The organism is Fictibacillus norfolkensis (assembly GCF_014836645.1).
GTDB lineage: Bacteria > Bacillota > Bacilli > Bacillales > Fictibacillaceae > Fictibacillus > Fictibacillus norfolkensis.
Genome location: NZ_JACSQM010000003.1, coordinates 158834 through 171084, shown reverse-complemented (window position 1 = coordinate 171084; position 12251 = coordinate 158834). Strand labels below are relative to the sequence as shown.

Annotated in this window: 12 protein-coding genes and 2 riboswitches; of the genes, 9 read left to right on the top strand and 3 right to left on the bottom strand. The window is 37.6% G+C overall.

Annotated features, from left to right (window positions below):
• Both H9648_RS08185 and H9648_RS08180 read left to right on the top strand, forming a co-directional pair.
• Positions 1 to 690 carry a response regulator gene (locus tag H9648_RS08185; protein ID WP_191753411.1) on the top strand — a complete coding sequence of 230 codons (690 nt, stop codon included), beginning with the start codon at positions 1 to 3 and terminating at the stop codon, positions 688 to 690.
• 116 nt (positions 691 to 806) lie between these two features.
• Positions 807 to 1523 carry a YebC/PmpR family DNA-binding transcriptional regulator gene (locus H9648_RS08180; protein WP_191753410.1) on the top strand — a complete coding sequence of 239 codons (717 nt, stop codon included), beginning with the start codon at positions 807 to 809 and terminating at the stop codon, positions 1521 to 1523.
• A 78-nt stretch (positions 1524 to 1601) separates the two neighbouring features.
• On the opposite strand, the gene H9648_RS08175 is transcribed toward H9648_RS08180, so the two are convergent.
• Positions 1602 to 2009 (bottom strand): disulfide oxidoreductase, encoded by a 408-nt coding sequence (locus H9648_RS08175; RefSeq protein WP_191753409.1) that lies wholly within the window; start codon positions 2007 to 2009, stop codon positions 1602 to 1604.
• 2 nt (positions 2010 to 2011) lie between these two features.
• Positions 2012 to 2731 carry a DsbA family protein gene (locus H9648_RS08170; RefSeq protein ID WP_191753408.1) on the bottom strand — a complete coding sequence of 240 codons (720 nt, stop codon included), beginning with the start codon at positions 2729 to 2731 and terminating at the stop codon, positions 2012 to 2014.
• A gap of 251 nt (positions 2732 to 2982) precedes the next feature.
• On the opposite strand from H9648_RS08170, the gene H9648_RS08165 reads away from it, so the two are divergent.
• The 6 genes from H9648_RS08165 to H9648_RS08140 all read left to right on the top strand — a co-directional run bounded on the left by H9648_RS08165 (position 2983) and on the right by H9648_RS08140 (position 9771).
• A complete protein-coding gene (locus H9648_RS08165) occupies positions 2983 to 4317 on the top strand; it encodes a processed acidic surface protein (RefSeq protein WP_191753407.1) in 1335 nt (444 codons plus the stop codon).
• Complete coding sequence (locus tag H9648_RS08160) at positions 4317 to 4940, top strand: class D sortase (protein ID WP_191753406.1); 624 nt, start codon at positions 4317 to 4319, stop codon at positions 4938 to 4940. The genes H9648_RS08165 and H9648_RS08160 overlap by 1 nt, the downstream gene beginning before the upstream one ends.
• Before the next feature lie 182 nt (positions 4941 to 5122).
• Positions 5123 to 5839, top strand: coding sequence for a GDSL-type esterase/lipase family protein (locus H9648_RS08155; RefSeq protein ID WP_191753405.1), 717 nt, complete (start codon positions 5123 to 5125; stop codon positions 5837 to 5839).
• A gap of 87 nt (positions 5840 to 5926) precedes the next feature.
• A riboswitch (Lysine riboswitch) is annotated at positions 5927 to 6105 on the top strand.
• A gap of 84 nt (positions 6106 to 6189) precedes the next feature.
• On the top strand, positions 6190 to 7611 hold the full coding sequence (locus H9648_RS08150) for an amino acid permease (RefSeq protein WP_404825672.1): 1422 nt from the start codon (positions 6190 to 6192) through the stop codon (positions 7609 to 7611).
• A gap of 34 nt (positions 7612 to 7645) precedes the next feature.
• Positions 7646 to 7747, top strand: a riboswitch (purine riboswitch).
• Positions 7748 to 7879: 132 nt separating this feature from the next.
• Complete coding sequence (locus H9648_RS08145) at positions 7880 to 8470, top strand: xanthine phosphoribosyltransferase (protein WP_191753403.1); 591 nt, start codon at positions 7880 to 7882, stop codon at positions 8468 to 8470.
• On the top strand, positions 8467 to 9771 hold the full coding sequence (locus H9648_RS08140; protein WP_191753402.1) for a nucleobase:cation symporter-2 family protein: 1305 nt from the start codon (positions 8467 to 8469) through the stop codon (positions 9769 to 9771). Before H9648_RS08145 ends, H9648_RS08140 begins: the two co-directional genes overlap by 4 nt.
• Here H9648_RS08140 and H9648_RS08135 read toward each other — a convergent pair.
• On the bottom strand, positions 9753 to 9986 hold the full coding sequence (locus H9648_RS08135) for a hypothetical protein (RefSeq protein ID WP_191753401.1): 234 nt from the start codon (positions 9984 to 9986) through the stop codon (positions 9753 to 9755). The genes H9648_RS08140 and H9648_RS08135 overlap by 19 nt on opposite strands.
• 263 nt (positions 9987 to 10249) lie before the next feature.
• On the opposite strand from H9648_RS08135, the gene H9648_RS08130 reads away from it, so the two are divergent.
• Positions 10250 to 12247: a bifunctional 2',3'-cyclic-nucleotide 2'-phosphodiesterase/3'-nucleotidase gene (locus tag H9648_RS08130; protein WP_191753400.1), complete on the top strand. Its 1998-nt coding sequence runs from the start codon at positions 10250 to 10252 to the stop codon at positions 12245 to 12247.
• The last annotated feature ends 4 nt before the right edge of the window (positions 12248 to 12251 follow it).

Below are 12251 nucleotides of genomic sequence, written 5' to 3'. Positions count from 1 at the left end.
ATGAGCTCATGGGAAGTTTTTATCGTAGAAGACGACATTCGTATTGCTGAGATCAACCGGAAATTTGTTGAAAAAGTAGAAGGCTTTTCTGTATGTGGCATTGCATTAAACGAGGAAGAAGCGAAAGAACAGATTTCCATATTAAAACCTGACTTAGTTATCTTAGATATATATTTTCCAGATATGAATGGACTCGATCTGCTAAGGTGGATTCGAAGTGAATTTCGAGGAATGGAAGTCATCATGGTAACAGCTGCAACAGAGGTGAAAACCTTAAAACACGCTCTAGAGGATGGAATTTTTGATTATATAGTAAAGCCAGTAATCTTTCAGCGGTTTAAAGATACTTTATTGCAATTCAACGAATATAAGCGATCTATCACACAACTGTCAGCTGATAAAGAAATCAATCAAAACATGATCGATTCTTTATTAAAACGCGAAAAGATAGAGATTGAACCATTCTTACTCCCAAAAGGAATAGATCCTATTACACTAGAAAAGATATTGACCATATTGATGCAGCACAAAAAAGGTTTTACTGCAGAAGACCTCGGACAGCGTACCGGAGTTAGCCGAACAACCGCAAGGCGATACTTGGAATATCTCGTTTCAGAACAAAAAGCAAAAGCAGACATCACTTATGGTGGTGTAGGCAGACCAGAAAGAATCTATAAATATGGACGATAGCTAAAAGCGGCCTGGTTATCAGGTTGCTTTTCGTTTTGATTCTTATACTACTAAATATTAGTTAAGTTGATGTATAATGTTCTACATAGATTTATAGTTGAAAGAGAGTGAGCAATATGGGACGTAAATGGAATAATATTAAAGAGAAAAAGGCATCAAAAGACGCAAATACGAGCCGTATTTATGCAAAATTCGGTCGTGAAATCTATGTGGCAGCAAAACAAGGTGAGCCTGATCCAGAATCTAATCAGTCGTTAAAAGTGGTTTTGGAACGAGCAAAAACATATAGCGTACCTAAAAACATCATTGATCGAGCGATTGAAAAAGCAAAAGGCGGTTCTGACGAGAACTACGACGAGCTTCGTTATGAAGGTTTTGGTCCGAACGGATCAATGATTATTGTGGATACCTTGACGAATAATGTGAATCGGACTGTAGCGGAAGTTCGTTCTGCTTTTAATAAAAATAATGGAAACATGGGTGTTTCTGGAGCTGTATCCTACATGTTCGATGCAACAGCTGTAATTGGGCTAGAAGGAAAGTCAGCTGATGATGTTTTGGAATTGTTGATGGAAGCAGATCTAGATGTTCGTGATGTGATCGAAGAAGATGAATCTGTTATCGTTTACGCTGAACCTGATCAGTTTCATGCTGTACAAGAAGCGTTTAAGAATGCAGAGATTACAGAGTTTTCTGTAGCAGAACTAACAATGCTTGCACAAAACGATGTGGAACTCACTGAAGAATCACAGGTTCAGTTTGAGAAATTAGTCGATGCTTTAGAAGATTTAGAAGACGTGCAGCAAGTGTATCATAACGTAGATCTAAAATAATTCTATTCAAGTGATGAGCCGGTCCTTTTTATAGGGCAGGCTCTTTTGTATTTTCAGCGTAAAAGAAAAAGCAACCGATTAATTCGTTTGCTTTCTCATCCATAACATACAAATTGTTATAATTGTAAATCCAACAAACGCTAATAGCGGGATCGTGATGAATCCTAGCCAGTTGATATATTCACCTGAACATGGAACACCTGATGTACATACCTCAAACGCCTTTAATGCAGGTATTTTTTGAAGAGCATAATGATAGCCTGAAACGATGATGCCCAGAATAGATAGAGGAAGGACATAACGTGTGACTTTATGATCTTGTTGATAAAAGGCTACACCTAGCACAATTACTAACGGATACATCAATATCCTTTGATACCAGCAAAAATTACATGGCACAAACTTCATGACCTCACTAAAAAACAGACTTCCTACCATGGAAACGATCGATGCGATCCAAGCGATCAACAAAGGTTTATTACCCACCTTTATTTACTCTCCTTCACAGCATCATCAACCATTTTCTTTAAATCTTCTAAAGATGTACCTTCAAACTTTTTACCATTAACAAACAATGTAGGTGTACTAGTTACACCAAGTTCACTTACAAGTGTTTCGTCTGTTTTTAATGCTTTTTCAATGTCCTTGTTCTTCCATGTTTCGGTTACTTTCTTAACATCTTCATCTGAAGTCACTTCACCAAGTGTTTCTGTTAAGAATTTCTCGGTAAAGATATCTTGTCGTTCTAGATTCTGATCGTCAGGCTGCTTTTCGTATAGCGTTTTATGAAACTTCCAAAACGTTTCATTTCCTAATTCTTTATAAACGGTTTCCCCAAAAATAGCAGAGCGTTCTGAGTCTACATTAATAAACGGATAGTTTAAGAAATAGAATTTCACCTTACCTGTTTGAATCATTTCTTTGTCAATTAGCGGGAAGAATGACTCATTAAAGTTCTTACATGCAGGACACTTGTAATCTCCGAACTCAATAATATTAACAGTCGCATCTTTCTCACCTAAGTAAGGCTGGTTTTCATAGGAAATATCAGCTGTTGTCGTATCATCATTTTCAAGTGCACCGCTGAACAGAAAAATGATCAATCCTAGAGTCAAAATACCAATCGTCCAAAAAAGCCAAACAGGAGAAGAGTTGTTCTTTTTCTTTGAGCTGTTTACATATGCCTTATTCTTTTTTTGTTTACCCATTGTTCACCTCGTAGAATTTTTACTAAATAAAAAGAAGTTACTTTTATCGTAAACAAAGTTGACGGTATTTACAATGAAGAAATCATGAACATTCTATTTTAGGTGGAAAGACTAACATTATTAAGCAATTTATAAGAAAAAATAGATAACACTCAATTTCTCTATTAAAGAAAAAAACTTGTATGCAAAAAAAGATTTTGGCAGTATAATTTTCTAGAAATTATATTAAACAAGTTTTCTGGGGGTCAGGGATGAAAAAGGTTGTTACTTTCTTATTGGCTATTACGATTAGCCTCGGCATTTTGCCATTGTCAGCGTTTGCAATCAATGCGAACGACAAAGAGTATAAAGTGTTCTTACAAGAGATCGGGTGGAACTCTAAGGATTTTGTTGCTTATTTGAACAGCAAAGAGTCGGCTTTAAGAGATTTTGAATCGGCAGATGAACTTGGTACTCCGTTATCAGAAAAAGGTGTTCAATTCGTGTTAAAAGAGTTTGACATCAGTCGAGATAGACTCAATGAACTTCTTGTAGAATATGGATCTATTGAGGAAGGGCAAGATGTTCTTGATGGAACTTATATTATTTTTGAAGAGGATCTGTTTGAAGAAGTTGATTTTATGATCGGCACACCTATAGACGAACAAAACCTTCAAAAATTATTAAATGATTACGATTTAAAATCCATTGAAGAACTGGATGCTTTATTAAAAGAAAACGATGATTCACGTGAAAACTATGAATATATCGAACACCTGGAATGGTCGGTAGATTATTATATTAATGGAGACGACTGGGAAGGAACTCTTATTAACGATGATAATCTTCAACAGCTATTAAGAGATTATAACTTAGCTTCCCTTGCGGAACTGGATGCTTTATTAAAAGAAAATGATGATTCGAGAGAAAACTACGAATACATTGAAGATCTTGAAGGAGCCGTTGATTTTTATATAAATGGCGATGACTATATGGGTGATGATATCGAGGATCTGTTTACAGAGATTGATTTAACAGAAACAGAAATAGAAAATCTTTTGAGTCATATGGAGACTCTGAATTGGGAAGATGCAGTTTTCCTTGATCAAATGATGACCCTTGCCGAAAGAATGATGGCGTTTGAAGATTTTGAAACAGCAGACGAACTTACTTCCGAACAAGTTGCTGAACTTCTTTCCATCTTTTCTGAGATGAAACAACTATTACAACTTGAGACAAAGTATTATCTGGTTGTTGATGGACAAAAACAACCTGTTTCAATGGATTCATTAATGATGATGGAAACGACAAATGGAAATGATCTTATTATGGAAATATATAATCTAAAAGGAAAACTATTAGCAGATATACGCATTACGGCCGAAATGTTTGGATCTGAACTGATACAAGAAACAGGAAAAGATATTCAAAAAGTTGAAAAGATTGTTTCTGCAACACCGACGAAAGTAATTCCACCTGTAAAAACAGTGAAAGGCGGAAAACTTCCAACAACCGCTACAAACCACTTAGAGAACTCTTTAATAGGGTTAAGTGTTTTAGCGGCAGGAATATTCCTATTTAGAAGATTTCGCGTCAAAGGAATCTAATGAGAATAAGAGGCAGCATTCGAAAGATACTTCTTTTCTTTTCATTTGTTTTAATCTTACTCGGTTTTTGGTTCAGTACAACTAATGCTTACACATTTATTAAAGGGTATATGCTCTTTCACACAGGTCAGACAAAGATTGTAAAAAGTGCGGAAGAACCCTCAAGGCTGCACAAAGGAAACTTAAATCGAGAACCCCTTTATTCGATAAGACCAAATAAAGGCGAGAATATTGGGAACTTGCTCATACCAAAATTGAATGCTACACTACCTATTTTTCATGGAACGGATGAAGAGGAGTTAGAAAGAGGTGTAGGTCATTTTGAGAAAAGTGTCTTACCAGGAGAACAGGATAATTCCGTTCTTTCTGGACATCGAGATACTGTTTTTCGCAAGTTAGGTGAAGTTGGAAAGGGTGACAAGTTGATCGTAGAAACGTCAGCAGGTACCTTTACCTATAAAATTAGACATGTGCGCATCGTAGATAAAGACGACAGAACGGTCATAGTACCTAAACCGAGAGCAACACTAACGGTATCCACTTGTTATCCTTTTGATTTTATAGGTGCATCACCTGAGCGCTATATTCTTGTTGCAGACTTGATAACACAAAAGTTAACATAATCTACTAAGACAACATGAACGATTTCTGTTGTCTTTTTTTGACCCGATTTTCAACAGGTGTAAGTATCTTTTGTTTAAAAGCTAACCAAAACAGGTATGAATACCAATAATGCATAAGGGTCTAAAGAAATTCCCCCTGATACATACTTAGAATAAACAACTAGAAAGTCGGAGGTAGGAACATGAAGAAAATATCATTGATAATGATAGCGTGTATCATTATTGTGTTAGGCGTTGCTTTTGGGGTATACTCCTTCAATTCCAAAGAAATGGAAGTTACTGCTCTTGGAGATTCACTCGCATACGGATTAGGTGATACAAAGGATAATGGGTATATAGGAGATGTTGAAGATCGGTATGAAGAGGATTTAAACAAACATCTTGTTGTACATGACTTTGGAGTTCCAAATGATACAAGCACAGACTTGCGTAAGCGGTTGAAAAATCCTGAGATAGCAAAGACAGCTAAAAGTTCTGATGTGATTTTCATCAATATTGGAACGAATGATTTTCTGAAGAGCACAGATCTATTAACGAAATTCAACAAAGAAGAGCTTGCAGCGAACGAGGAAATCTATAAGGAGAACCTGAACCAGATCATACAACAGGTACAAAATATAGAAAATCCGAAGACCATCTATATTTTAGGGATCTATAACCCTAAAGCTGAATGGAGTGATATGGCTGTTGTCAACGAGGCAGTATCAAATTGGAATCAATCTACGATTGAAGTGACAAAGAAAAATAAAAATACCGCTTATATACGCACGGATGACCTCTTCATCGACAAGAATAAACGCGATTATTTCTCTGACAAGCTTCATCCTAATGAAAAAGGATACGCATTAATCGGAAAAAGAGTCTACGAAACCATCAGGCAGAGTTCGGATTATAAATAATGGTTAAACATTGACGCATAAAGAACAATCTGTTAATCTACAAAACGTTACACTAAATGAATTAAATAAAAGTCCTCACATTAATCTCTGTGAGGTAGAGGTCGCATGAATTATGAGTAGAACTGTTAGAGGCAAGTGGTGCTTTTGACAACAGTTTAAAAGGAATTGATGCCGAAATGGGTTGATATCCACGTAACAACCCATTGGGGCTGCATTGAACAAGTGCAGAACTGTCGCAGAACTTTCTGCGTTGAGCTATTAGAGATTTTTGGAGGATGCTGATTATATTCACGTATGGGCGTTTCCATACGTGTTTTTTTATTGACTTTATATCAACAGGAGGTACTTACATCATGAAAAATAATAATTGGAGCGTGTGGCTGCTAACTGCATTTGTCGTTGGAAACATGGTAGGCTCGGGAATCTTCATGTTACCGAACACATTAGCTCAAACAGCTAGTCCACTTGGCGTTACAGCGGCATGGGCAGTTACAGGATTTGGCGTATTGATGATCGCGTTAGTTTTTGGGTCACTAGCCATAAGAAAACCAGAATTAACAGCAGGTCCTCAAAGTTATGCAAGAGCTTTGTTCTCCAATCCAAAAGCAGGTAATGTAGCTGGATTTAGTATGGTGTGGGGATATTGGGTCGCGAATTGGATCAGCAACGTTGCAATCATCACGAGTTTTGCTGGATATTTATCAACATTTTTCCCAATGATGAGAAGTTCAAAGGTTATCGGAACAGTATTCAGTCAAGATATTCAGTTAGGTAAGCTTATTACGTTTACAGTGTGTACCGTTCTTCTATGGTTCACACATTTTATTTTAATCAAGAGCATGAACGGAGCAGGTAAACTTAATTTTGTTGCAACTGCTTCTAAGGTAATTGGATTTATGTTATTTATTGTGGCTGCACTCTTCGCAGTAGAGTCAACCATCTTTGCTGATGCTTACTTCCCGATTGTAGACAATGAAGGGACCTCTCATGGTCTTGGAAGTCAGATCAATATGGCGGCAATTGCTACATTATGGGCATTTGTCGGGATTGAATCAGCTGTAGTCTTATCCGGAAGAGCTTCTTCACAACGAGATGTAAAAAAAGCAACGATTGTGGGTCTATTTATAGCATTAAGCATTTATATGATTACAACACTACTTACAATGAATGTTCTTCCACGTGAGGTTCTAATGAGTTCAGACAAACCGTTCGTTGATGTATTATCCGTTCTGATTGGAAATACGGGAGCTTCTTTAATGGGATTGTTAGCTGTTATCTCTTTATTCGGTTCAACGATCGGCTGGATTCTCTTAAGTTCAGAAGTTCCTTATCAAGCAGCTAAATCAGGTGTGTTTCCCGCTATCTTCGCTAAAGTGAATAAGAACGGAAGCCCAGTGAACGCATTAGCTGTTACAAACATTATGTCTCAAATTTTTATCTTCTCTACGATTTCAGGTACGATTGGTGAAGCTTATACGTTCTTAACTACTTCAGCAACGCTCGCATATTTAATTCCGTACTTGATTTCTTCCATTTACTTTTTAAAGCTTGTCTATAGTGGAGAAACCTATAAAGAGATAAAAGGATCACGCGTAAGAGACGGTGCGATTGCCTCGTTAGCATTCATCTACTCTAGCTGGGTTATTATTTCCGGAACAGCGGATGCAAAAACCTTTACTTTAGGAATCGGATTATTTTTCTTAGGTTTTCTAGTTTATCCGATCTTCCATAGATATACTCCAAAGAATAGCAAAAATCGCAAAATCGCTTAAAGAGGTTTTCATTTCCAAACCTTTGTCGTATAATGTGAGTTAACTTCATACAGCTCGTATAATCGCAGGGATATGGCCTGCAAGTTTCTACCAAACCCCCGTTAAGGGTTTGACTACGAGTGACGCAAACTTTCCATGCATCTTTCTATAGATGTATTGGGCTATTTATGTGTTCCGATTTTGTTTTAACCGGAGAATTGCTTCACTCGTTCAGAGAGAAGGCGTTCTCCGGTTTTTTTGTGTTTAAATCAAACAATGGGGTGGAAAAATGAATTTTTTAGAAAAGAAAATTTGTGATGAAGGGATCGTATTGTCACCGTCCGTATTAAAAGTAGACTCGTTTTTGAACCATCAGATCGACCCAGATCTCATGCTGAAAATAGGTACTGAATTTGCCGATCGTTTTAAGAATGAAGGAATTACAAAAATCGTTACGATAGAATCGTCCGGTATAGCACCTGCCGTTTTCGCAGGATTGAAATTACATGTTCCTGTTGTCTTTGCTCGAAAAAAGAAATCATTAACCTTAACTGAGGGTCTTTTAACATCAGGTGTTTATTCTTTCACAAAACAAGAACAAAACGAAATTTCTGTTGCTAAGAAATTCATTCAGCCTGGTGATCGAGTGTTGATCATCGATGATTTCCTAGCTCACGGTGAAGCAGCACTTGGTCTAGCGGACCTCGTTGATCAAGCTCATGCTATGATCGCTGGAATTGGGATCGTCATCGAAAAGTCGTTTCAAGTTGGTCGTGAAAAACTTGAGGAAAAAGGATATCGTGTTGAATCGATCGCGCGAATAAAAGAAATGAACACGAACGGGATATCTTTCATCCAATCTGAGGTGATGTCATCATGAAGAAGGGTAAAGTATTTTCTTTAGGGATTCAACACGTTCTTGCTATGTATGCAGGAGCAGTGATCGTACCTTTGATAGTAGGTAGTGCACTGAAATTATCTCCTGAACAATTAGCTTATTTAGTAGCTATCGATCTTCTAACTTGTGGACTAGCTACACTTATACAGGTTTGGCAGAATCGCTTTTTCGGAGTGGGTCTTCCCGTTGTCCTAGGCTGTACCTTTACAGCGGTAGGACCGATGATTGCTATAGGTGGACAATATGGAATGAGTGCCATTTACGGTTCCATCATTGCAGCAGGTCTATTCGTTGTTATTTTTGCCGGAGCGTTTGGAAAAATTCTTAAGCTTTTCCCACCCATCGTGACGGGAACTGTTGTAACGATTATAGGAATTACATTAATACCCGTTGCAATCAAAGACATGGCAGGCGGAGCGGGAAGCGAGAACTTTGGTTCAGCACAAAACTTATTGCTCTCTTTTGGTGTGTTAGCATTTATCTTACTTTTATATCGATTTTCTAAAGGTTTCATTCGTTCTGTTTCTATCTTGATCGGTCTCATAGCGGGAACTATAGTTTCTGTATTCTTAGGTTTAGTTGACTTCACGCCAGTTAAGGAAGCATCATGGGTTCACATGCCAACGCCTTTTTATTTTGGAGTTCCTACCTTTGAACTTGGTGCGATCATTACCATGATTTTAGTGGCTATCGTAAGTTTGATTGAGTCAACAGGTGTATTTATGGCGTTAGGAAAGATATGCGACAGAAACTTAACACCAAAAGACTTAACGAAAGGGTATCGAGGAGAAGGTCTTGCCATCATTTTGGGTGGAATCTTTAATGCCTTTCCTTATACGACATATTCACAAAATGTAGGCCTTGTTCAGTTATCTGGAGTAAAAGCAAAACAGGTGATCTATGTTGCAGGGGGAATGTTGATTTTCCTTGGCTTGATTCCTAAAGTAGCTGCACTTACGACATTAATCCCAACAGCAGTTATGGGAGGAGCAATGGTTGCCATGTTTGGAATGGTGTTTGCATCTGGAATCAAAATGCTAAGTGAAGTGGACCTCGCTAAACAAGAAAATCTTCTTATTATTGCTTGCTCAGTTGGAATGGGGTTAGGGGTAACCGTTGAACCTGAACTGTTCAGCAGACTTCCGGAAAGTATTCAAATTCTTACTGAAAACGGAATCGTAGCTGGAAGTTTGATGGCTGTTCTACTGAATTTACTATTTAACACAAAGTCTAAAAAAGTGATCGTTTCTCACGTGCAAAAAAGTCAGAAGGAAGCGGTATAAACGACGAAGCGGCTATGATCCTCACTGAAACCAGTGGATGATAGCCGCTTCTTATGTTTAATACGATTAAGTTTTTCACTTCTTGATTTTGTTTTCTTCGTTGTCATCAGATTATACATCTCTTGATGAGCAAAAGCACTTCGATCATGAATGGGATTTCGTTTTCCTTCACGAACTCTTTTTTCTCTCATTTTCTTAGCTTTTGATCTAGCCATTTTGTTGTTCATTCCTTTCGATTCATTTGTGGGAATTTAAAGGGTACTACAAGATTACTATACTATATGTATACGTTGAAAAGATACACATTGTGTAAGAATGCACAGAATCTTGAAAAAACAAGCTAGTATTATCAGAAAAGGAAGACTATAATCTTCCTTGGGACCAAAATGTTCAGATCTCTAGTTGAATCTAAATATATTCCTATCTTTCTTGATCTGACCAGTTAGTCTCAATCATATGAAACAAAGGGGTTATTGTTATGAATAAAAATGTTAAGAAAGTAGCTTCCCTTACATTAGCTATCAGTCTATTAAGTTCACCTCTAGCGGGCCAAGCCATCGCTAAAATGCCAGCAAAACACAAAAGTAAAGTTAACCTTAGAATCATGGAAACAACAGATATTCATACAAACCTACTTAACTTCGATTATTACAAAAATGCTGCATCTGAAAACGTTGGACTAGCAAAGACAGCTACACTGGTTAAAACAGCTCGAGAAGACTTAAAGTACAGTCAGAACAGTGTGTTAGTCGACAATGGAGATTTGATTCAAGGTACGCCACTTGGTACATACAAAGCAAAGATTGCACCGTTAAAAGACGGAGAAGTTCATCCGGCTATCGCAGCTATGAATCTTATGGATTATGATATGGCAACACTCGGTAACCATGAGTTCAATTACGGACTCGACTTTTTAGCAGAGACGTACGATGATGCTAATTTTCCTTTTGTAAACGCTAACGTATACGTAGATGACCATGATAACAATCCTAAAAATGATGTGAACAAATACACACCCTATAAAATCGTTAAGAAGTTCGTTAGAGATGAGTACGGCAGACCAAAGCTTTTAAAGATCGGTTATATTGGTTTCGTACCACCACAGATCAATGAATGGGATAAATCACACCTTGATGGAAAAGTAATCACAAAAAATATTATTGAAAGTGCGGAAAAGTTCATCCCGCAGATGAAGAAAAAAGGTGCAGATATCATCATCGCTCAAGCTCACTCAGGCTTTAATGGAAGTGAAACGAACACAGAGGATGTGATTTATGCACTCAGCAAAGTAAAAGGAATTAATGCTCTTACGTTCTCGCACACACATAAGATATTCCCGGCTGCTGATGAGAAATCATTAGATTCATTGTTTAAAGACGCAAAAGGTAATGTTCTTCCTGGTGTTGAGAATGCAAAAGGTACAATTAACGGTGTACCAGCTGTGCAAGCAGGCTATGGTGGAGGATCACTCGGATTGATCGACTTAACACTTCAACAAGATCGTGGAAGATGGAAAGTGGTTTCCTCTCAATCTTCTGTAAGAAGTGCCGCTGCGGTTAAGCCAGACGAAAAAGTGGTTAAGACTGTTAAAAATGCTCATGAAGCTACGATCAAGTACGTAAACACACCGATCGGTTCAACGACGGACGATATTCATAGCTTCTTTGCACTCGTTCAAGATGATCCATCTGTTCAAGTCGTAACGAATGCTCAGAAATGGTATGTAGAAAAATACATTTCATTAAACAAGCCAGAATACAAAGATCTTCCTATTCTTTCAGTTGGAGCACCATTTAAAGCAGGAAGAAATGGCGTAGGTGAATTTACTGAGATTCAAAAAGGACCACTTACGATTCGAAGCGCAGGTGACCTCTACCTTTATGACAACACGTTAAAAGCACTTAAAGTAAAAGGATCTGTTGTAAAAGAATGGCTAGAAATGTCTGCAGGTAAATTTAAGACGATTGATCCAAACAAAACAGAAACACAAGAACTTTTAGATGCAGGCTTTCCTGTCTATAACTTTGACGTAATCGACGGCGTTAATTATCAGGTAGATGTAACTAAAGCTCCTAAGTATGACAAAAACGGAGCAGTGATCAATGCTGATAGCAATCGTATCGTGAATCTATCGTACGATGGAAAAGCAGTCGATCCTAACCAAGATTTTATAGTAGTAACTAACAATTACAGAGCGGGTGGTGGCGGAAACTTCCCAGGTGTAAAAGGCAGCGAATATGTAGTTGACTCTGCTGATGAGAACCGTCAGATCTTAATGGATTACATTACAGAGATGAAAGAGATTACGCCAACTGCGGATAATAATTGGTCGATTGCTCCGATTAGCGGAAATGCTAATGTAACATTCCTATCATCACCAAATGGTCAAAAATATACGAGTGAGACAGGCAAGATTCAATACACTAACAAAACAGATGCAAACGGATTTGGAATTTATAGTATTGATTTAAAATGATGAA

Bases quoted from the DNA above. Each gene is read 5' to 3' on its own strand.
- H9648_RS08185 (WP_191753411.1), top strand. From the start codon at position 1: ATGAGCTCATGGGAAGTTTTTATCGTAGAAGACGACATTCGTATTGCT.
- H9648_RS08180 (WP_191753410.1), top strand. From the start codon at position 807: ATGGGACGTAAATGGAATAATATTAAAGAGAAAAAGGCATCAAAAGAC.
- H9648_RS08170 (WP_191753408.1), bottom strand. From the start codon at position 2,731: ATGGGTAAACAAAAAAAGAATAAGGCATATGTAAACAGCTCAAAGAAA.
- H9648_RS08165 (WP_191753407.1), top strand. From the start codon at position 2,983: ATGAAAAAGGTTGTTACTTTCTTATTGGCTATTACGATTAGCCTCGGC.
- H9648_RS08160 (WP_191753406.1), top strand. From the start codon at position 4,317: ATGAGAATAAGAGGCAGCATTCGAAAGATACTTCTTTTCTTTTCATTT.
- H9648_RS08155 (WP_191753405.1), top strand. From the start codon at position 5,123: ATGAAGAAAATATCATTGATAATGATAGCGTGTATCATTATTGTGTTA.
- H9648_RS08145 (WP_191753403.1), top strand. From the start codon at position 7,880: ATGAATTTTTTAGAAAAGAAAATTTGTGATGAAGGGATCGTATTGTCA.
- H9648_RS08140 (WP_191753402.1), top strand. From the start codon at position 8,467: ATGAAGAAGGGTAAAGTATTTTCTTTAGGGATTCAACACGTTCTTGCT.
- H9648_RS08135 (WP_191753401.1), bottom strand. From the start codon at position 9,986: ATGGCTAGATCAAAAGCTAAGAAAATGAGAGAAAAAAGAGTTCGTGAA.
- H9648_RS08130 (WP_191753400.1), top strand. From the start codon at position 10,250: ATGAATAAAAATGTTAAGAAAGTAGCTTCCCTTACATTAGCTATCAGT.